Origin of the sequence: Novosphingobium sp. APW14, from assembly GCF_032337075.1 — a bacterium.
GTDB lineage: Bacteria > Pseudomonadota > Alphaproteobacteria > Sphingomonadales > Sphingomonadaceae > Novosphingobium.
Genome location: NZ_JAVYAB010000004.1, coordinates 90,859 through 111,163, shown reverse-complemented (window position 1 = coordinate 111,163; position 20,305 = coordinate 90,859). Strand labels below are relative to the sequence as shown.

The 20,305-nt window shown below is 63.4% G+C and carries 15 protein-coding genes and 1 tRNA gene; 7 read left to right on the top strand and 9 right to left on the bottom strand.

Annotated features, from left to right (window positions below; genetic code table 11):
- Positions 1-3: 3 nt before the first annotated feature.
- Positions 4-1,833 carry a translational GTPase TypA gene (gene typA / locus RQP55_RS06625; RefSeq protein ID WP_315609401.1) on the bottom strand — a complete coding sequence of 610 codons (1,830 nt, stop codon included), beginning with the start codon at positions 1,831-1,833 and terminating at the stop codon, positions 4-6.
- Between the two features lie 153 nt (positions 1,834-1,986).
- On the opposite strand from typA, the gene RQP55_RS06620 reads away from it, so the two are divergent.
- The 5 genes from RQP55_RS06620 to RQP55_RS06600 all read left to right on the top strand — a co-directional run bounded on the left by RQP55_RS06620 (position 1,987) and on the right by RQP55_RS06600 (position 10,498).
- A complete protein-coding gene (locus RQP55_RS06620) occupies positions 1,987-4,617 on the top strand; it encodes a TonB-dependent receptor (protein ID WP_315609400.1) in 2,631 nt (876 codons plus the stop codon).
- 123 nt (positions 4,618-4,740) lie between these two features.
- Positions 4,741-7,722, top strand: coding sequence for a M16 family metallopeptidase (locus RQP55_RS06615; RefSeq protein ID WP_315609399.1), 2,982 nt, complete (start codon positions 4,741-4,743; stop codon positions 7,720-7,722).
- A gap of 96 nt (positions 7,723-7,818) precedes the next feature.
- Complete coding sequence (locus RQP55_RS06610; RefSeq protein ID WP_315609398.1) at positions 7,819-9,192, top strand: class II 3-deoxy-7-phosphoheptulonate synthase; 1,374 nt, start codon at positions 7,819-7,821, stop codon at positions 9,190-9,192.
- Positions 9,189-9,875: a spermidine synthase gene (locus RQP55_RS06605; protein WP_315609397.1), complete on the top strand. Its 687-nt coding sequence runs from the start codon at positions 9,189-9,191 to the stop codon at positions 9,873-9,875. The genes RQP55_RS06610 and RQP55_RS06605 overlap by 4 nt, the downstream gene beginning before the upstream one ends.
- A gap of 86 nt (positions 9,876-9,961) precedes the next feature.
- Positions 9,962-10,498, top strand: coding sequence for a transglycosylase SLT domain-containing protein (locus tag RQP55_RS06600; protein ID WP_315609396.1), 537 nt, complete (start codon positions 9,962-9,964; stop codon positions 10,496-10,498).
- Here RQP55_RS06600 and RQP55_RS06595 read toward each other — a convergent pair.
- The 4 genes from RQP55_RS06595 to yghU all read right to left on the bottom strand — a co-directional run bounded on the left by RQP55_RS06595 (position 10,495) and on the right by yghU (position 13,976).
- A complete protein-coding gene (locus tag RQP55_RS06595; RefSeq protein WP_315609395.1) occupies positions 10,495-11,472 on the bottom strand; it encodes a quinone oxidoreductase in 978 nt (325 codons plus the stop codon). The two genes, RQP55_RS06600 and RQP55_RS06595, sit on opposite strands and share 4 nt — an antisense overlap.
- A gap of 72 nt (positions 11,473-11,544) precedes the next feature.
- Positions 11,545-12,819: an HD-GYP domain-containing protein gene (locus tag RQP55_RS06590; protein ID WP_315609394.1), complete on the bottom strand. Its 1,275-nt coding sequence runs from the start codon at positions 12,817-12,819 to the stop codon at positions 11,545-11,547.
- A 191-nt stretch (positions 12,820-13,010) separates the two neighbouring features.
- Positions 13,011-13,085, bottom strand: a tRNA-Gln gene (locus RQP55_RS06585).
- A gap of 45 nt (positions 13,086-13,130) precedes the next feature.
- The gene (yghU, locus tag RQP55_RS06580; RefSeq protein WP_315609393.1) at positions 13,131-13,976 is read right to left on the bottom strand and encodes a glutathione-dependent disulfide-bond oxidoreductase; all 846 of its coding nucleotides are present in this window, start codon (positions 13,974-13,976) and stop codon (positions 13,131-13,133) included.
- Positions 13,977-14,102: 126 nt separating this feature from the next.
- Between yghU and RQP55_RS06575 the strand changes: the two genes are divergently transcribed.
- Positions 14,103-14,534, top strand: coding sequence for a hypothetical protein (locus tag RQP55_RS06575; RefSeq protein ID WP_315609392.1), 432 nt, complete (start codon positions 14,103-14,105; stop codon positions 14,532-14,534).
- A 230-nt stretch (positions 14,535-14,764) separates the two neighbouring features.
- Positions 14,765-15,817, top strand: a complete 1,053-nt coding sequence (locus RQP55_RS06570; RefSeq protein ID WP_315609391.1) for an aspartate-semialdehyde dehydrogenase — start codon at positions 14,765-14,767, stop codon at positions 15,815-15,817.
- Positions 15,818-15,826: 9 nt separating this feature from the next.
- Here RQP55_RS06570 and RQP55_RS06565 read toward each other — a convergent pair whose 3' ends face one another.
- Genes RQP55_RS06565 through RQP55_RS06550 form a run of 4 tightly spaced genes read right to left on the bottom strand, consistent with a single transcriptional unit; the run spans position 15,827 to position 19,992 of the window.
- Positions 15,827-16,207, bottom strand: coding sequence for a copper resistance protein CopC (locus RQP55_RS06565; protein WP_315609390.1), 381 nt, complete (start codon positions 16,205-16,207; stop codon positions 15,827-15,829).
- Between the two features lie 14 nt (positions 16,208-16,221).
- Positions 16,222-17,115 carry a copper resistance protein B gene (locus RQP55_RS06560; protein WP_315609389.1) on the bottom strand — a complete coding sequence of 298 codons (894 nt, stop codon included), beginning with the start codon at positions 17,113-17,115 and terminating at the stop codon, positions 16,222-16,224.
- Positions 17,112-18,851 carry a copper resistance system multicopper oxidase gene (locus tag RQP55_RS06555; RefSeq protein ID WP_315609388.1) on the bottom strand — a complete coding sequence of 580 codons (1,740 nt, stop codon included), beginning with the start codon at positions 18,849-18,851 and terminating at the stop codon, positions 17,112-17,114. Before RQP55_RS06555 ends, RQP55_RS06560 begins: the two co-directional genes overlap by 4 nt.
- 55 nt (positions 18,852-18,906) lie before the next feature.
- Positions 18,907-19,992, bottom strand: a complete 1,086-nt coding sequence (locus tag RQP55_RS06550; protein WP_315609387.1) for a branched-chain amino acid aminotransferase — start codon at positions 19,990-19,992, stop codon at positions 18,907-18,909.
- Between the last annotated feature and the right edge of the window lie 313 nt (positions 19,993-20,305).

Genomic DNA, 20,305 nt, shown 5'->3' with positions numbered 1-20,305 from the left:
TAGTTATGCCATTTCCTTCTTGCGCGACGCCTTCTTCCGCTCATGCGGATCGAGGATCGCCTTGCGCAGCCGGACCGATTGCGGGGTCACTTCGACCATTTCGTCATCGTCGATATAGGCAATCGCCTGTTCGAGCGTCATGATCCGCGGCGGGGTGAGACGGATTGCGTCATCCTTGCCGGTCGAGCGGAAGTTGGTCAGCTGCTTCGACTTCATCGGATTGACTTCAAGGTCTTCGGGCTTGGCGTTTTCGCCGATGATCATGCCCTCATAGATCTTGTCCTGCGGACGTACGAACAGCACGCCGCGGTCTTCCAGGCTGTTGAGCGCATAGCCCACGGCCTCACCCGCGCAGTTCGAGATCAGCACGCCATTGGGGCGGCCTTCGATCGCACCCTTGTAGGGACCGTACTTTTCGAACAGGCGGTTCATGATCCCGGTGCCGCGCGTGTCGGACAGGAATTCACCGTGGTAACCGATCAGGCCGCGCGAAGGGGCCGAGAAGGTGATGCGGGTCTTGCCGCCGCCCGAGGGGCGCATATCGGTCATTTCCGCCTTGCGCAGGGCCATCTTGTCGATGACCGTGCCCGAGTGCTCATCGTCCACGTCGATCACGACGGTTTCGTAAGGCTCGGTGCGCTGGCCGTTTTCCTCGCGGAACAGCACGCGCGGGCGGCTGATGCCCAGCTCGAAGCCCTCGCGGCGCATCGTTTCGATCAACACGCCCAGCTGCAGTTCGCCGCGGCCGGCCACATCGAAGCTGTCCTTGTCGGCAGATTCGGTCACGCGGATGGCCACGTTGCTCTCCGCTTCGCGCATCAGGCGGTCGCGGATCATGCGGCTCGTCACCTTGCTGCCTTCGCGGCCGGCCATCGGGCTGTCGTTAACGGCGAAGCGCATCGACAAGGTCGGCGGGTCGATCGGCTGGGCGTAAAGCGGTTCGGTTACCGACGGATCGGCAATCGTGTTGGCCACGGTTGCTTCGGTCAGGCCAGCCAGCGAGATGATATCGCCAGCGCGGGCTTCGTCCACGGGAACGCGTTCCAGCCCGCGGAAGGCCATCAGCTTCGAGGCGCGGCCGGCTTCGATCACGTTGCCATCGGCATCAAGCGCGTGGATCGGCGAATTGACCTTGACCGTACCCGACTGGACCTTGCCGGTCAGGATGCGGCCCAGGAAGTTGTCGCGATCAAGCAGGGTGACCAGGAACTTGAACGGGCCGTCAACATCGGCCGCCGGGGCAGGGACGTGGTTGACGATCTTTTCGAACAGCGGCGTCAGGGTACCTTCGCGCAGGTTCGGGTCTTCATTGGCATAGCCATTGCGGCCTGAGGCATAGAGCACCGGGAAGTCGCACTGTTCATCGCTGGCATCGAGGCTGACGAACAGGTCGAACACTTCGTCCAGCACTTCCTGGATCCGCTCGTCCGGGCGGTCGACCTTGTTGACCACCACGATCGGGCGCAGGCCAAGGGCCAGCGCCTTGCCGGTGACGAACTTGGTCTGCGGCATCGCGCCTTCCGAGCTGTCGACGAGCAGGATCACGCCGTCGACCATGCTGAGGATGCGCTCAACCTCACCGCCGAAGTCGGCGTGGCCGGGGGTGTCGACGATGTTGATGCGGGTGCCATTCCACTCGACCGACGTGCATTTGGCCAGGATCGTGATCCCGCGTTCCTTTTCCAGGTCGTTGGAATCCATCGCGCGTTCTTCCACGCGCTGGTTGTCACGGAAGGTGCCGGACTGGCGGAACAGCTGGTCAACCAGCGTGGTCTTGCCGTGGTCGACGTGGGCGATGATGGCGATATTGCGCAACGGCAGCGGGGCGGACATTCGGTAGGCCTTCGGTTCAGGAGAGGGCGGCGATCTTGCTGCGCCGCAACATTTGCTGGCGCGCCCCCTAGCCGAAGCGGACCTTGCGGGCAAGTGAATCGGTATCTTGTGCGGTATTGGTATTTTGTTTCGTAGGCGCTAGAGGGCCGCTCCATGAAAAAGCATCTCATCCGCGCCGCCTTGCTCGGCGCCGTCGCCCTTCCCGTAACCGCTTACGCTCAGGAAGCCAAGGTAGAGGAAGCCCAGCCGGCTCCCGCCGCAGCTGAAACCGATGTCGCCGAAGGCAACGAAATCGTTGTTACTGCGACCAAGCGTGAGCAGACCCTGCAGGACGTGCCGGTCGCCGTTTCGGTGACCACTGCCGAAACGATCGAGCGCGCCCAGGTCCGCGACCTGAAGGATCTGCAGACCCTCGTTCCGGCCCTGCGCGTATCGCAGCTGCAGTCGAGCGCCAACACCAACTTCATCATCCGCGGTTTCGGCAATGGCGCCAACAACCCCGGCATCGAGCCCTCGGTCGGCGTGTTTGTCGATGGCGTTTACCGCAGCCGCACCGCGGCTCAGATCGGTGACCTGCCTGACGTCCAGCGCGTTGAAGTGCTGCGCGGCCCGCAGTCGACCCTGTTTGGCAAGAACGCCAGCGCCGGCGTGATCTCGATGGTCACCCGCGAGCCGTCGTTTGACTTCAAGGGCAGCGTCGAAGCCAGCTATGGCAATTACGATGCCCTGGTCCTCAAGGGCTATGTGACCGGCCCGATCAGCGACAAGGTTGCCGCCAGCATCGCCGGCGGGATCAACAAGCGCGATGGGTACATCACTGACCTGGGCTACAATGGCACCGCCAACGAGCGTGATCGCTGGTTCGTCCGCGGCCAGCTGCGGATCGAGCCGAGCGACGTGCTCAAGGTTCGCCTGATCGCCGATTATGACAAGATCAACGAAGTGTGCTGCGCCGTTGTCAATGTGCGCCGTTCGGCGGCCACCACCGCGATCGAAGCACTGGGCGGCAAGGTCAACAACAGCGCGACGCCGTTCGCCGGGGTGTCCTATTCGAACTTCCCGTCGACCAACGACATCCAGAATTGGGGCCTGTCGGGCCAGATCGATTACCAGGTCGGCCCGCTCAAGCTGACCTCGATCAGCGCCTACCGTTCCAGCTCGAACCTGACCAACCAGGATTCGGACTTCACCAGCGGCGATCTGATCGGCCAGAACCGCGGCGATGTGAACATCGATACCCTGACCCAGGAACTGCGCCTGAACGCCAGCTTCCTGGACGTTGCCGACCTGATGATCGGCGGGTTCTATTTTGACGAACACGTCAAGTACAACAACGCCCTGACCTATGGCACGCAGTTCCGCCCCTATGCGAACCTGCTTGCGAACGGTGCGATCTCGCAGGTTGAAGCAGCGATCCTGGGCGTTCCCGTCGGGACCTTCCAGAAGACCGGCCAGGGCATCTTCGACAACACCCAGATGGACAACCAGGCCTGGTCGCTGTTCGGCAACCTTGACGTCAAGCTGGGTGACAAGCTGACGTTGACCCTTGGTGGTAACTACACCAAGGACCGCAAGGACGTGACCACCGCGACGGTCAGCACCGATACCTTCTCGGCGCTTGACTTCGTGACGATTGGTGGCGCGGTGATCCGCAGCACGGCAATCGCCACCCAGGTCGGCAGCCTGCTTGGCGTCGGCACGGCTAACGCCAGCCAGATCGCGGCGTTCGCCGCCGCACAGCCGACTGCCTATGGCGCCATTGTCTCGGGTTCGACGGCCTATGCCAATGCCAATGCAACCAACCCGGCGGTCAATTCGCTGCTTGGCCTGCGCGCGCTGCAGTTCCTGCCGCCGTTCCTGAACATCCCGAACGCCGTTGAAAACGGCAAGTCGCGTGATGGCAAGTGGACTTGGACCGCGCGTCTCGCCTGGGAACTGAGCGACACGATCAACACCTATGTGTCCTATGCCACCGGCTTCAAGGCGAGCTCGTTCAACCTTTCGCGTGACAGCCGCCCGCTAGCGAGCGACCTGCCTGCCTTGCGTACCGCTGGCCTGGCTCTGCCCAACCTGACTACGGGTTCGCGCTATGCCGGTCCGGAAAACGCCAAGGTGTTCGAACTGGGCATCAAGGCTAACTGGGGCATGGCCAGCGCCAACCTGACGCTGTTCAAGCAGACCATCACCGGCTTCCAGTCGAACGTCTTCACCGGTACCGGCTTTGCGCTGGCGAACGCCGGCAAGCAGTCGACCAGCGGGATCGAATTCGATGGTACGATCAAGGCAACCAAGGCGCTTAGCCTGAATGTTGCGATGGTCTATCTTGATCCCAAGTATGACAGCTTCACCGCTTCTGCCGTGGGTGATCTTTCGGGCACCCGCCCGGCCGGTATCCCCGAACTGTCGACCACGGTTGGTGCGCAGTGGAACCAGGAACTGGCGAATGGTGACCGCGTGATCCTGCGTGGTGACTGGCACATGGAATCGGAAGTCCAGATCACCGAAGGCCTGCCGGCCTTCATCCAGCGCAACGCGCTGGGCCAGGTGATTTCGAACCAGCCGGCTTTCGATGCGGCCCGCCCGTTCACCCGCGAAGTGAGCGAAATCAACGCTTCGATCACCTATGCCATGACCAATGGCGTGGAACTCAGCCTGTGGGGCCGCAACCTCACCAACAACCGCTACCTGATCCAGATCTTCGATTCGGTGGCGCAGTCGGGCTCGGTTTCGGCTTATCCGAACCAGCCGCGCACCTATGGCGCCTCGCTCCGCTTCAAGTGGTAAGCTGAGCCACACGGCAAAAAACGCGAAGGGGGCGGGCAACCGCCCCCTTTTGCTTTTGGGGAACCGAAGAAGACCGCAGGCTATTCACTGGCCCTTCACCTTTGCGGGGCTTATAGCCAGACCATGCGATCATCGTTCAGCGCGCTGCGCCGTCTCGTCCTTGTTCTTCCGCTGCTTGCGCTGGGCGTCCAGCCGATCGCCGCCAAGACCAGCGTCGCCGCCAAGGCGCGCAAGACGCCAGCGGCCACCGCGGCGCCGGCCAAGTCGACCTCGGCCCCCTGGCTCTATCGCGGCAGCGACGTTCCGCAGGACAAGGAATGGGTGTTCGGCGAATTGGCCAACGGCGTGCGCTATGCCGTTCGCAAGAATGGTGTACCGCCGGGGCAGGTCGCGATCCGCGTGCGGATGGATGTCGGCTCGCTGCATGAAGAGGATGGTGAGCGCGGCTTTGCCCACTTGCTGGAGCATCTTGTCTTCAGGCAGTCACGTTACCTGAATGAGGCGGCGGCAATTCCAACCTGGCAGCGTCTTGGCGCAACCTTCGGTAGTGACACCAATGCTGAGACCAGCCCAGTCTCGACGACTTACAAGCTAGACCTGCCCAATGCGACGCCGGACAAGCTTGATGAATCGCTCAAGCTGCTGTCCGGCATGATGATTGCCCCGGCGTTGACCGAAGCGAACGTCCGCACCGAAGTACCGATTGTCCTGGCTGAAAAGCGCGAGCGGGGTGGCCTGGCAGAACGAGTTGCGGAGGCAACCCAGCAGACCTTGTTTGCAGGACAGCGTCTGGCGATCCGCCCGGTGATCGGCACGACTGAAACCCTACAGGCAGCAAACCAGGCTTCAGTTCGTGCGTTTCACCAGCGCTGGTACCGCCCGGAAAACGCGGTGATCATTGTGGTTGGCGATGTTGAGACGACTGAAATCGAGACAATGGTGCGCCGGCACTTTGCCGACTGGCCCACCGTCGGCAAGTCGGCGATGGCACCGTCATTTGGCGATCCGGTTGCTCCGAATGGAAGCAGTCCGGATAATCCAGTGGGTCCGACCCGCGTGGTGGTGGAACCGGACCTGCCGCGCGGCGTAACCTTTGCGGTTATGCGGCCGTGGCGACCGGTGCAGGATACGATTGCCTACAATCAGGGGATCATGCTGGATTCGCTGGCCCAGGCGATCATCAACCGGCGGCTGGAGGCGCGCGCGCGCGCGGGCGGCAGCTTCCTGTTTGCCCAGATTAACCAAGAAAAAGTGAGCCGCTCCGCGGATGCGACGTTTGTTTCGGTGACCCCGTTGGATGAGAACTGGGCCAAGTCTCTATCCGAAGTCCGCGGCGTGATTGCCGATGCCCTGGCGACGCCACCCAGCGAAGACGAAATTGAACGCGAAGTGGCTGAATTCAACGTGGCGTTCGAAAGCGCGGTTGAGCAGCGCCGCTTGCTCGCTGGGGCCAAGCTGGCGGATGACATGGTCACCGCTCTGGACATTCGAGAGACAATTGCCTCGCCCGAAACCGTGCTGGAAATCTTCAACACCTCGCGCAGCCTTTTTACGCCCGAGGCCGTGCTGGATCATACCCGCCTTCTGTTCAAGGGGGCCGTTACCCGCGCCGTTTACGTGACACCCAGGGCCGGTGAGGCCGAGGCTGCTTCATTGGCTGCGGCCTTGGCCAAACCGGCTGTGGCTGATCCGAAGGCACGCCCTGACAGCAAGCCCGTGTCCTTCGCCGAAATGCCTGCGCTGGGTGCCCCGGGCAAGCTTGTTGGTCAGACCCAAACCGGGATCCTCGGCATCGAGCAACTGGAATTCGCGAATGGGGTGAAGGTCTTGCTTTGGCCCACCACAGATGAGCCGGGCCGGGTCTCGGTCAAGGTTCGGTTCGGTGCCGGCTTCCGCGCTTTCACAGGCGGGGATGCGGCCTATATCGCGCTGGGCGACATGGCGCTGGTCGGTTCCGGGCAGGGCCAGCTTGGCCAGGAAGAGCTCGACCGGATCAGCACTGGCCGCAAGATGGGCTATGATTTCGCGATCCAGGATGCCTCGTTCCAGTTCTCGGCCGATACCCGGTCAAGCGACATGGCCGATCAGCTCTATCTATTCGCGCAAAAGTTCGCCCAGCCGCGCTGGGATAGTGGGCCGGTGCTGCGCGCCAAGGCCGCGGCGCGACTGCGTTACGAGAGCTTCTCTGCCTCACCCCAGGGCGTGCTCGAACGCGATCTCGAATTCCTCCAGCGCGGGCGCGATGCGCGGTTTCGCACGCCAACCCCGCAAGAGGTTGAAGCCGCCACCCCCGATGGGTTCCGCCAGGTCTGGCAACCGATCCTTGAACAGGGCCCGATCGAGGTCCAGCTGTTCGGCGATTTCACCCGCGAACAGGCCGTCGCCGCGCTTGAACGCAGCTTCGGCGCGCTTGCCCCGCGCCAGCCTTTTACCGCGCCGCTGGCTTCGGCGCGGGTGGCAACCTTGCCGCCCTCGATCCAGCCGGTGGTGCTCAATCACCGCGGCGATCCAAGCCAGGCCGGGGCGGTGATCAGCTGGCCCACCGGGGGCGGAATGGCTGGCATTGCCGAGAGCCGTCAGCTCGAAATTCTGTCTAACCTGTTCCAGAACCGCCTGCTTGATGCGATGCGCGAAAAGCTGGGTGAGGCTTATGCGCCGCAGGTTTTCAATGCTTGGCCGCAAGACCTGGAAAATGGTGGCTCGCTGACCGCAATGGCCCAGATTTCAACCAAGGCCGTGCCGATGTTCTTTGCCACGGCAGAAGAGATCGCTGCGGACCTCGTAGCCCGTCCACCCAGCGCCGACGAGCTGGAGCGCGTGGTTGAACCGCTGCGCCAGCAGATTTCTCGCGCCAGCACCAGCAGCGCCTTTTTCATGTTCCAACTGGAAGGGGCGTCAAGCGAGCCGAGCAAATTCGCGGGCCTGCGCACCCTGCTGCCGGACTATACCCGGACCACGCCGGAGCAGATGCAGGCGCTTGCCCGCAAGTACCTTCAGCCGGGGCGGTCATGGCGTTTGCAAATCATGCCGCAGGGGCCGGCAATTGCCGGTGCCCCGGTCATGGGGGCGAAGCCGGTGGCTGTCGCTCCTGCCGAAGGTCGCTAGACGACATTTTATTTCTCGATCTGGCTGATCGGCTTTTCGTCTTTTGCAATTGCGGTCGGGCGGCGCTATGGCGCGCGCTCGAAAAGGAGCAGTAAAGTGGCAAGTAATTGGACCCCCGAAAGCTGGCAGGCATGTGAAGCCCGGCACTTGCCGGTCTATCCAGACAGCGCAGCGCTGGGCAAGGTAACCGGTACGTTGACCACTTTCCCGCCACTCGTTTTTGCCGGGGAAGCGCGCGCCCTCAAGGCTGATCTGGCCCAGGTTGCCGCGGGCAAGGGCTTCCTGCTGCAAGGCGGCGATTGCGCCGAAAGCTTTGCCGAATTCCACCCGAACAACATCCGCGATACCTTCCGCGTGTTGCTGCAGATGGCGGTCGTGTTGACCTTTGCCAGCAAACAGCCGGTGGTGAAGGTTGGGCGGCTGGCCGGACAGTTCGCCAAGCCGCGCAGCTCGCCAGTCGAAGTAATCGATGGCGTTGAGCTGCCGAGCTATCTGGGTGACAACATCAACGGGATCGAGTTCACGCCCGAGGCCCGCATTCCTGATCCGCAGCGCCTGCTGCAGGCCTATTCGCAGTCGGCGGCCACGCTAAACCTGGTGCGTGCTTTTTCGACTGGCGGCTATGCCAACCTGCGCCAGGTCCACCAGTGGACGCTTGATTTCATGGGCCGCTCGCCCTGGGCGGACAAGTTCGCCGAAATCAGCACCCGGATTGGCGAGGCGCTGGACTTCATGGAAGCCTGCGGCATCGACCCGCGCACTGTGCCGCAGCTGCAGGGGACTAGCTTCTACACCAGTCACGAGGCGCTGCACCTGCCCTATGAGCAGGCCATGACCCGACAGGATTCGCTGACTGGCGACTGGTACGATACCTCGGCCCATATGCTGTGGATCGGTGATCGGACGCGTTTCGAAGGTTCGGCCCATGTCGAATACCTGCGCGGTGTTGGCAACCCGATCGGCTTTAAGTGCGGGCCCAGCCTGCAGCCGGATGAACTGCTGCGCCAGCTGGACTTGCTCAACCCGGGCCGCGAAGCTGGCCGGATCACTCTGATCAGCCGCTTTGGCGATGACAAGGTGGAGGCCGGCCTGGCCCCGCTGGTCCGCGCCGTGAAGCGCGAAGGCCATCCGGTGGTTTGGTCCTGCGATCCGATGCATGGCAACGTCATCAAGGCGGACAGCGGTTACAAGACCCGCCCGTTCGATCGGATCCTGCGCGAAGTGCGCGGCTTCTTTGCCGTCCACCGCGCCGAGGGCACCCACGCGGGCGGCATCCACATCGAGATGACCGGCCAGGATGTGACCGAGTGCGTGGGCGGGGCCGTGGCGATCAGTTCCGAAACGCTGGCCGACCGTTATCACACGCACTGCGATCCGCGGCTCAATGCGGCGCAGTCGCTGGAACTGGCCTTCCTGCTGGCCGACATGCTCAACGCTGAAGCGGTCGACCGCGGCCAGCGCGCGGCGTGATCACGCGTGAGCTGCTGGGCAGCGCCCAGGTCCCCGGCGGCGAGGAGCTGAAGCTCTTCGCCCACGGTCGCGATTTCATGATCGTGATGGGCCATAACGAGCTGATGAGCACGCGGATGCGCGGCTCGGAAGAGGCGTTGGCAACGATGACGCTCGACCGGCTGCAGGGCAAGGCTGCGCCAAACCTGTTGATCGGCGGCTATGGCATGGGCTTCACCCTGCGCGCCGCCTTGGCCCGGCTGGGGCCGCAGGGGCGTGTCACCGTGGCCGAACTGGTGCCCGAAATCATCCAGTGGGCGCGTGGGCCGATGGCCGAAGTGGCTGCCGGCTGCCTCGATGATCCGCGCGTGACGCTGCGGATGGATGATGTTGGCGATGCAATCCTGCTCGCGCCCGATCCATTCGATGCAATCCTGCTTGATGTCGACAACGGGCCTGACGGCCTGGTCCGCCCCGAAAACAACCGGCTTTACGGCAAGGCCGGCTTGCACAACGCCCGCAAGGCGCTTGCCCCCGGTGGCGTGCTGGCGATCTGGTCAGCCGAACGCGACGACAAGTTCGTCCGCCGGATGGAAAGCGTCGGCTTCACGGTCGACGAGGTCGAAGTCCGTGCCCGCTATGATGCCAATGGCAAGGGCAAGGGCCCCCGACATGTGATCTGGTTTGCGACCGAAAATACCTAGGGAATTCATCGGATTGTGCGGATTTGCATGATCTGAAACACTCGCGCCATCATGCTGCAAGGCGGCAGGCAATGGTGGAGGGTGACATGCAATTGGCCTGGGGAAACAAGGTTAGCCAGACGTTCTGCGATCGGGTCCTTTGGATCCAGCAGGACCTTGGGCTTGATGCCAGCGGATTGATGGCCTGCATGGCCTGGGAATCAGCCCGAACCTTTAGCGCCAAGGTTATGAACACCACGTCGCACGCGATTGGCTTGATCCAGTTCATGCCGTCGACCGCATCGGCCATGGGTACCAGCACCGAAGCCCTTAGTAAGATGACGGCAGAGGACCAGCTGCATTATGTCTGGCAGTACTTTGCCCCCAACAAGGGGCGGCTGAAGAACCTGGGCGATATCTACATGGCGATCCTGTGGCCGGGCGGGATTGGCAAGCCGGATTCAACGGTGCTGTTCGGGCGCAATGGTCCCTTTCCGGTGCAATATGCACAGAACCAGGGGCTGGACGTGAACCATGATGGCAACATCACCCGCGCCGATGCAATCGTGCGGGTGCAGCAGCATCTGCAGATGGGGATGCAGGCGGGTTTCTATCGCGACATGGGGTCAGCAGGCGCGACCTAGGGCAGCAGCAGCGTCGATCCCACGGTCTTGCGTGCTTCCAGGTCGATGTGAGCCTGGGCCGCGTCGGTCAGGGCATAGGTCTGGCCGATCGAGACCTTGAGCACGCCCTTGGCCACCATATCCCAGACCCGGGCTGACCCGGCGCGAGCCTCTTCCGGATCGCGGTAATAGTCATAGACGCCGGGTCGGGTGACGAACAGCGAGCCGCGCGTGGCCAGGTCGCGCAGGGCCACCCCGGTCACCGGACCGCTGGCATTGCCAAAGCTCGCGATCGTGCCGCGCGGGGCCATGCAATCCAGCGAGGTGCGCCAGCTGGCCATGCCGACCCCGTCATAGGAAACGCGCACGCCCTTGCCGCCCGTGATCTCGCGAACCTTGGCGACAAGATCGGGGTCACCCGACAGGAATACGGCCTCGGCCCCGCAGGCCTGAGCCAGGGCGACCTTGTCTGGCGAACCGACTGTCCCGATCACCCGCACCCCGCGCGCCTGCAGCCATTGCAACAACAACTGGCCAACGCCGCCTGCCGCTGCCGGGACCAGCACCCATTCGCCTGCCGCAGCCGGGGCGCAGCGCTCCACGAGCATTTCCGCCGTCGCCCCCTTGAGGAAGGCGGCTGCTGCAGTTTGGGAATCGACCCCGTCGGGCAAGGCGTAAACGTCGCGAGCCGAGACGATCCGTGCCGTCGCATAGGCCCCCGGTGCGCCGCCGAAAGTGGCGGCCCGCATGCCCGGAGCAAGGTGGCCAACCCCTTCGCCCACGGCTTCGACTACGCCGGCTGCCTCAAACCCCAGGCCAGTGGGCAGCTTCGCGGGGTAAAGCCCGGTACGGAGATAGGTGTCGATAAAGTTCAGCCCGATCGCCTCGTGCCGCAACAGCACCTGGCCTGGTCCTGGGGCGGGCAGATCAACCGTCTGCCATTGGATGACTTCGGGGCCGCCATTGGCGGCGATGAAGGCCTGGACTGCTTGCATGGGTGGGCTCTCCTGTGGCGAACAGACTAGCCGCTTGGTGCGCCTTCTCAAGCCTGCTGTACTCGGTTGCTGCTAGCCTCCCTTGGCCAGACTTGCCAGCATGCGCGTGCGCAGCTTCATCGTTTCCTCAGGGTCGAAGCGGGACAGATCGGCAAGACCGACGATCTCGTCCGCCCCGAAGCAGTTTGCCAGGTCTATGTCCTCGCTGCGCAGGCTCTTGCCTGTAGTCAGCGAGAAGAACGGGCGGACCGTGGGCTTGCTGATGTCGGTCGGGTTCTGGTCAATCACCAGCGCCAAGCGCGCGCTTTTGAGTTCGACGAAAGTTCCGATCGGGAAGGTGCCCATGCACTGCACGAATGCCGCAAAGACCTCGGGATCGAAGCGGCCGCGCTGGGCCGACATGGTTTGGAGAACCGTTCCGGGATCAACCACGCCGGATCCGGGCATAAAGCTGGCCAGCTCATCATAGGCGTCGCAGATCGCGGCCATCCGGCTCAGCAGCGGGATATCGCTGCCGTTCAGCCGCGCGGGATAACCTTGGCCATCGCTGCGTTCGTGGTGGTGGCGGGCAACCATGCTGATTGCAGCGGGAAGACCACTGGCTTCCAGAAAGTTTACCCCAAGTTCGGCGTGCTGCATCAGCAACTCAGCGGGCAGCCGGCGGTGGTCGTTGCCAAAATCAGCCAGATCAACGGGTAGCAGATTGACCCCGACATCGAACATCAGCCCGGCCAGTCCGGCTTCACGGATTTCGTTTGGCGAGAGCTTCAGTGCGCGCGCAAGCGAGATCATCAAGGCCGAACAGGCCAGTGCATGGCGATAAAGAAATTCGTTGTCCTGCTTGCACCGCATCAAGCCGTTAAAGGCATGCGGATTGCGCTGGACCGATGCAAAGATGTCTTCGATCACCGGCTCTACCGCTTGCGCCGGGATTGTCTTGCCCAGTCGCATTTGGAGAAACACCTTGGTGACCACCTTGCGTCCGCGGTCGGCAGTGCGTGCGGCATGGCCAAATTCGCGGGCCATGGTTTGCGGCGCGGTTGAACGATAATCAAATTGCGCGGGGGTATTCGCTGCAGCAACCCGGCGCCGCTGCAAGAGTGGCTTGGGTGCGGAAACTGGCGCGGATCGCACGGCTGGCGCATCGCCACGCCGGAGCAATACGTCGCAGCCTTTCGAAATGTCGATCACGACTGCATCGATATCGGCATCGCGAAGGTCATCGAGAGTGCCCGGATCGTCGAGAATGAATTTCGACTTCCAGAATGGGTGCTTGAACCAGCTGCCTTCCAGCTTGTGCACAAACATGCCCATTTCGACCTGTGAGGGGCTGATTCGCTTTAGCATTCCCGTCTGGTCCCCAAGTGGCTGAATCCAGACGCAGTTATTGCTGCGGACTTTGCTCCGGGCTTAGGAGTGTCCTAGGTATTTGTCCGGAACAATGCCTTGGCCGTGCGCAAGGGAAGCCTTGGCGCAAGCCATACCCACGCCGGTGAAAGATCAGCCGAGCGCTGTATCGAAATGAGCGAAGAGGATGCTGGCTGGGGCGGAAGGATTCGAACCTTCGCATGCCGGTACCAAAAACCGGTGCCTTACCGCTTGGCTACGCCCCAGCAACCGCGCGGCCTTTAGCATGCCGCGCGGCATAGGGAAGGGGGCTATTGCTCTTCTGGCAAATTATCGAAATCTGCAGCAGAGTGACGCTCGATCACGCCGGTCGGCAGGTTGACGCGCAGTCCGCGCTTTACCGCGGGACGAGCCAGGATTTCTTCCACCCAGCGGCCCAGATGCGTATATTCGTGCATCGACAGGAATGTTGCCGCATCGCCATAGGCCTTGCCCCGATAAAGCAGCCCAAGCCAGGCAAAGGCTGCCATGTCGGCGATCGAGTATTCATCGCCGGCCAGGAAGCGCGCCTCGGCCAGGCGCTTGTCGACCACGTCGCACAGCCGCTTGGTTTCCATCGCATAACGATCGATCGCATATTCGATCTTGAACGGGGCATAGGCATAGAAATGCCCAAAACCGCCGCCGATGAACGGCGCGCTGCCCATTTGCCACATCAGCCACGATAGGCATTCTGCCCGGCCCTTAGCGTCGGCCGGGATGAAGGCGCTGAACTTTTCGGCCAGGTGCAGCAGGATCGCACCGCTTTCAAACAGACGGATCGGTTCCGGCCCCGAACGGTCCATCAGGGCGGGGATCTTGGAGTTGGGATTGATCGCCACGAAACCCGATCCGAACTGGTCTCCTTCGCGGATGTTGATCAGCCAGGCGTCATATTCCGCTCCGGCATGCCCGGCCTCCAGCAATTCCTCCAGCAGGATCGTCACCTTCTGGCCGTTGGGGGTGCCCAGCGAATAGAGTTGGAACGGATGCTGCCCGACCGGCAGTTCCTTGTCATGTGTTGCGCCGGAAACCGGCCGGTTGATGCTGGCGAATTGCCCACCGTTTTCCTTGTTCCAGGCCCAGACCTTGGGCGGCGTGTACTCGGCATCGGCCATCGCGGGGCACCTCTCATTGCAATTTGAAACGCGATGGTGGCGGCGCGGCGGGTCGAGTGCAAGAGGGTGCAGCGTCCCGGGCAGAGTTTACGAACTGTTAGGCAAGGTCACCTAAACCTTGCCGCGATGGCATCGCTTGCGTTCAACTTCTTCCGCGCCTTGCGCTCCGCGCCGGTCCAGCCGCCGGAACAGCCGGAAATGGTCGCTGCCGACGCCGCAACCCAGCGCGACATGTCGGGCGAAATTCCGCGCAAGTGGCAACTGCTGGATGCGCTGACCGCCGAGCTGGGCCAACTGGCCGGGGTGCCGACTATCGTCAGGCGGGCCGAGCCGCAGTTCTTTTCCAATACCGCAGAACTTGCCGGCGGCGAACTGCGCGATGCGATCGCGGCGGAACTATCGGACATGGTCGACCAGCTTGACTCTGCGGTTGAAGCGTTCAGCCGTTCCAGCCGGCTCAGTCGGGGCGATCTCAACCTGATCCACAACCTGCTTGATCAGATAACGGCAACGCGGATGCGCATGCTGGCCGCGGTTCCCGCCGCCGCCGCTGTCTAAGGCGCAAATACGCCGTTTACATTGCAGTGCAGCACGGCTAGGGGCTCGCGTCATGCTGATGGCCATTACCAAGCCGATTACCATTAAACCGACTCGCTGCGGCGGGGCGGTTCGTGGTGCGCGCTGGACCAAGGCGTAATCCAAACGAACCAAGCCCCGCGCAAGCTGCGGGGCCTTCATCAGCAAGCGCCAGGTTACCGCAGCTCCCGCAAAGACTGGAGATGTGACACATGGTGCAGAGATTTTCCGATAGCCAGCAACTGAACGTCGGCGTGGTCGGTGCAACCGGGCTGGTCGGCTCGATGATGCGCGAACTGCTGGCAGAGCGGAACTTTCCGGTTGGTACGCTGCGGTTGTTCGCCTCTGCCCGCTCTGCCGGTAAGCAGGTGGATTTCAACGGCCAGCCGGTGACCGTCGAAGATGCCGAGACGGCGGACTTTGCCGGGCTTGACGTGGTGTTCTTCTCGGCCGGGGGTTCCACCTCCAAGGCCCTGGCACCCAAGGCTGCCGCGGCCGGAGCGATCGTGATCGACAACAGCTCGGCCTGGCGCAGCGATCCGGACGTGCCACTGGTCGTTGCCGAAGTGAACCCCGATGCCCTGGCCAACATCCCCAAGGGGATCGTTGCTAACCCCAATTGCACCACCATGGCAGTCATGCCCGCGCTAAAGCCGCTGCACGATGAGGCGGGGCTGAAGCGGCTGGTCGCCTCAACCTACCAGGCGGTGTCGGGTGCTGGCCTGGCCGGGATCGAAATCCTGGCCAAGCAGCTCGCCCATGTCGGGGACCGCGCGGCCGAACTGGCCCGCAATGGCCACGCCGATTTCCTGCCCGCCGCTGAAAAGTGGGCCGCGCCGATTGCGCACAATATCGCCCCGCTCAACTATGTGCTGGGTGAGGACGACTACACCGAGGAAGAGCTCAAGCTGCGCGATGAAAGCCGCAAGATCCTGAATATCCCGGGTCTGCCGGTTTCGGGCACCTGCGTGCGCGTGCCGGTTTTCACCGGCCACGGCATCTCGGTGAATGTGGAATTCGAACGCCCGATCTCGGCCGCGCGCGCGCTCGAACTGCTCGAAGCGGCTCCGGGCGTGGTCGTGACGGCGGCACCGGATTCGCTTGCTGCAACCGGGATCGACCCGGTGCTGGTGGGCCGCGTCCGCCCCGATCGCTCGGTCGAACACGGCCTTGCGCTGTTCGTGGTGGGCGACAACCTGCGCAAGGGTGCCGCCCTTAATGCCGTGCAGATTGCCGAAGTGCTCTGTGGACGTCCGGTTCAGTAACTTTTGCGGTTATTTGACGTTGAAAGTCAGCTTGCCGGTCATCTTGTGACCATCACCGCCAGTCGACTGCCACCGCCCCTCATAGGTGCCGGTGCGCAGCGGCTGGCGCAGGTTGAGCGTCAGCGTCTTGTTGCCGTTCGACCAGACCGGGACGAAGTTCTTGATTGGCATGATCCCGTGGTTGGCATGACCGGGCATGGCCGTCATCACCAATTCCACCCCGGACTTGGCCGGGTTCAGCGCGTCGGAGAAATTCAGCACCACGGCCTTGGGGGCATTGGCCGTACTGCCTTCGGCCGGACTGGCGCTGGCGATCTTCACATGGGCCAGGGCCGGTGCCGACAGGGTCAGCGCGGCCGCGGCGAGCAGGGTGGGGAGGCGAAGCGACATGGGGCTACTCCTAATCAAAACCAGAACCGGATGCCCATGACCACGCTGGTCACGCTGGGGTCCTCGCCCGCCAGACGGGCATAACGGGCGCTATCGCCCAATTTCCAGCCCTGTTCGATCCCCACATAAGGAGCGAATTCGGGCACGATTTCATAACGCAGCCGCAGGCCCGCTTCGATCTTGTCGATCCCGGCACCCTGCTTGCGCGCCGGGTTGTCCTGCGCGGTCAGGCTGATTTCCACCCGCGGCTGGAGGATAAGCTTCTGGGTGATCCGCTGGTCCACCTCGGCCTCGACACGGGCAGTCAGGTCCCCGCGCTGCGACAGGAACAGTGCGGCATCGACTTCGAACAGATAGGGTGCCAGGCCCTGAATTCCGACCACGGCATGGGTATCGGTCTGGCCTGCCAGGTCCTGCCGCACGCCGACTTGCAGATCCCAGAACGGTGCGACCGCCTTGGACCAGAGTGCCTGCACTTCGGCATCCTCGACGCCGTCACCCAGTGCCGCCTCGCCCTCGCTCTTCAGCCAGAGCTTGCTGGTCGGATTGCCGTAATAGCCCTGAACATCCCATAGCAGGCCATCATGGCCCTGGCGCGCCTGAAATTCGAGCCGGTCGGCCTGGAGCCAGGTGGTAACCGTGCTACCATGCTCGCGCTTCAGGGCGCTGCGCGATGGGGCCATCGCTTCGGCTCCCCAGATCGCATCAGCGGCGCGTGGCGGGCCTGATCCGGCCTCTTCGGGCGGCGGCAATTCCATCGTCGGGCCGGGTGAGGGATCGACCGGCTCGGGCTGGGCCTCGCCCGACGGCTGCTGCATCTGGTGCCCGACGTGCGCATCATGGCCGCCATGGCTCTGTGCCCAGGCCGGGGCGGCCAGCAGCGCGCTCAGGATAACCAGGCGCCTCACTTCGTGCCCTCCGGTCCCATCACGGTCACGATCTGCATCATCCCGCCGTGCATGTGGTACAGCAGGTGGCAGTGGAACGCCCAGTCGCCCGGCTCGTTGGCGGTGAGGTCAAAGCTCGCGCTCGCGCCCGGCTGGACGGTAACGATGTTCTTACGCGGCTGGTGAGCCGGGCTCTGGCCGTTGACCAGTTCGAAGAACATCCCGTGCAGGTGGATCGGGTGGGCCATCATCGTGTTGTTGACCAGCTTCACCCGCACCCGCTCGTTCCAGGCAAAGCGGATCGGCACATCGCTGACGGCGTTGAACATCTGCCCATCGAACGACCACATGTAGCGTTCCATGTTGCCGGTCAGATGCAGTTCGAGCAGCCGGCCTGGCTCGCGGGTGTCCTTGTTGGGCACCAGGGCGGCCAGATCGCGATAGGTCAGCACGCGGTGGTCGACATCGCGCAGGCCAATTCCCGGATCGCCCATCTTGTCTGCAGGGGCCATCGAGACCATGTCGATCCCCGGACCGACCCTCACGTCAGGCGGCAGCAGGCTGATGTCGCGCATCGGCATGCCATCCATGCTTGTGCGGGCCTTGCCCCCGCCATCATCGTGGCCGTCATCGCCGTGGTTCATGCCCATGTCAGCCATGGTCAGCAGCGGTGCCTTGCGCAGCGGCGGCACCGGCGCGCGCTGGCCTGGTGTGGTGGTCAGCGTGGCCAATGCCATCCCCGAACGGTCCATCGCTTCGCAGACGATCGAGAAGGCAGTGCCATCCGGCTCAACCAGCAGGTCATAGGTTTCGGCCACCGCGACCTGCAATTCCTCCACCGTCACCGGCTTTACCGCCTGGCCATCGGCGGCCACGACGGTCAGTTTCAGGCCCGGGATGCGGACGTTGAAGAAGGTCATGGCCGATCCGTTGATCAGCCGCAGCCGCACGCGCTCACCGCGGCGGAAGAGGAATTCCGGCGCTTGCAGCGCGGGAAGGCCATTGGCGAGGTAGGTATAGGTCGGCGCGCTGACATCGGCGATATCGGTTGGCGGCATCCGCATCTGCGCCCACATCCGCCGCTCGGCCCCGCTCAAGCGGTAACCATCGGTCCAGGTGGTCTTCTGGCGGTTGAAATAGCCTTCGCCCGTGCGCAGCCGGTCAAAGATCTGGTGCGGGTCCATCGCCGTGAACTCGCTCAGCAGCAGCACGAATTCGCGGTCGGACTGGATCGGATCGGGCTCGGCCGGGTCGATGATCAGCGGGGCATAGTGGCCCGACTGCTCCTGCAAGCCCGAGTGGCTGTGATACCAATAGGTGCCCGACTGGCGCAGCGGGAACTTGTACGTGAATGTCTCGCCCGGCTTGATCCCCGGGAAGCTGACGCCCGGAACGCCATCGAACTGGAACGGCACCAGCAGCCCATGCCAGTGGATCGAGGTGTCCTGATGCAGGCGGTTGGTAACGCGCAGGGTTACCTCATCCCCTTCCTTCAGGCGCAGCAGCGGCCCCGGAACCGTGCCGTTGACTGCCACGCCCAGCCCGCGCCGCCCGGCCACCTCGCGCAGGCCATCGGCCACGGTTAGGTCGATCTGCTGGCCCGTCAGCACGCCAAATCCCGCCGGGATCAGTGGTCCCTTCGGCAGACGATGACGCCCTCCATGCGCCATGCCGTGGCCCTGTGCCCAGGCGGGCAGGGGCGCCAGGGCAAGACCGGTACCAGTGGCGGCAAGAAACCTGCGGCGGGAAAACTGCATGGCCGACAGATGGGGGCGATCCCCGCCCATGGCAATACGGTCCGATGGTCGGGGGTTAGAGCTTGACCACCCAGCCGTGCGGATCCGGCGCTTCGCCGCGCTGGATCGATACCAGGCGGCTGCGCAGCTTCTGGGTGATCTGGCCAGGGCCGCCGCTGCCGATCATGAATTCGCCATCGCGGCCGGCAACCTTGCCAACCGGAGTAACGACCGCCGCCGTGCCGCAGGCAAAGGTTTCAAGCAGTGCGCCCGATGCGGCGTCGGCCCGCCACTGGTCCAGGCTGTAGGGTTCTTCCGAAACCTTCAGGCCTTCTTCCGCAGCAAGCTGCAACAGGCTGTTGCGGGTGACGCCGGGCAGGATCGTGCCGGTCAGCGGCGGGGTGACGATTCGGCCATCGGCCATCACGAAGAACAGGTTCATGCCGCCCAGTTCCTCAACCCACCTGTGTTCGGCGGCATCCAGGAACAGCACCTGATCGTGGCCCTTGGCAAAGGCCTCGGCGGTCGGGACCAGGCTGGCGGCATAATTGCCGCCGCACTTCGCTGCGCCGGTCCCGCCGGGGGCCGCGCGGGTATAGTCCGACACCCAGATCGAAACCGCGGGAGCGCCCGACTTGAAGTAATTGCCGGCCGGGCTGGCGATAACGATGAACTTGTATTCCTTGGCCGGGCGCACGCCCAGGAAGGCCTCGGTCGCGATCATGAAGGGGCGCAGGTACAGCGAGCCGCCTTCAACCGTAGGAAACCAGTCCGCATCCACCGCAACCAGCTGGCGGATCGCCTCGATGAACAGGTCCTCCGGCAGTTCGGGCATGGCGAGCCGCTGGGCCGAAGCGTTAAAGCGCCGGGCGTTAGCTTCGGGCCGGAACAGGGCCATCGTGCCATCGGCCAGGCGATAGGCTTTGAGCCCTTCGAAAATCTCCTGCGCATAGTGCAGCACGGCCGCCGCCGGATCTAGCGCGATCGGCTGGCGTGGGCCCAGCGTGGCCGAATGCCAACCCTGGCCCTCGGTCCACTCGATCGTCACCATGTGATCGGAAAAGATCTTGCCGAACCCCGGATCGGCCACCAGCCCGCTCCGCACCGCTTCCGCCGTCGGGGCAGGGTGGGGCACATGGGCGAAGGGCAGGGCGGCAGACATCGAACGCGGGTCCTTTCAGGCTTTGTAGCTTGGCCTCTGGGTGAAAATTACCCGCGAGACAAGAAAAAGGTAATTATCGTGCAGGGCAAAATGAGAAGGGCGGCCCCGGCAACCCGAGAACCGCCCTTCGCATGGTCAGCGGCCGGAAGCGCCGCTCACGAAACCTCTATCGCCGGGATTAGCGTCAGCGATAGTGCTCCGTTGTGCGGGTTACCGACCTCCCTGCTGAACCATGAGACATCGGTCACCTCCTTTCGCGCTGTTGAGCCAAAGACTCCCTTTCCGGGGAGCCGGGGCCATCGGCGAAGCCCGA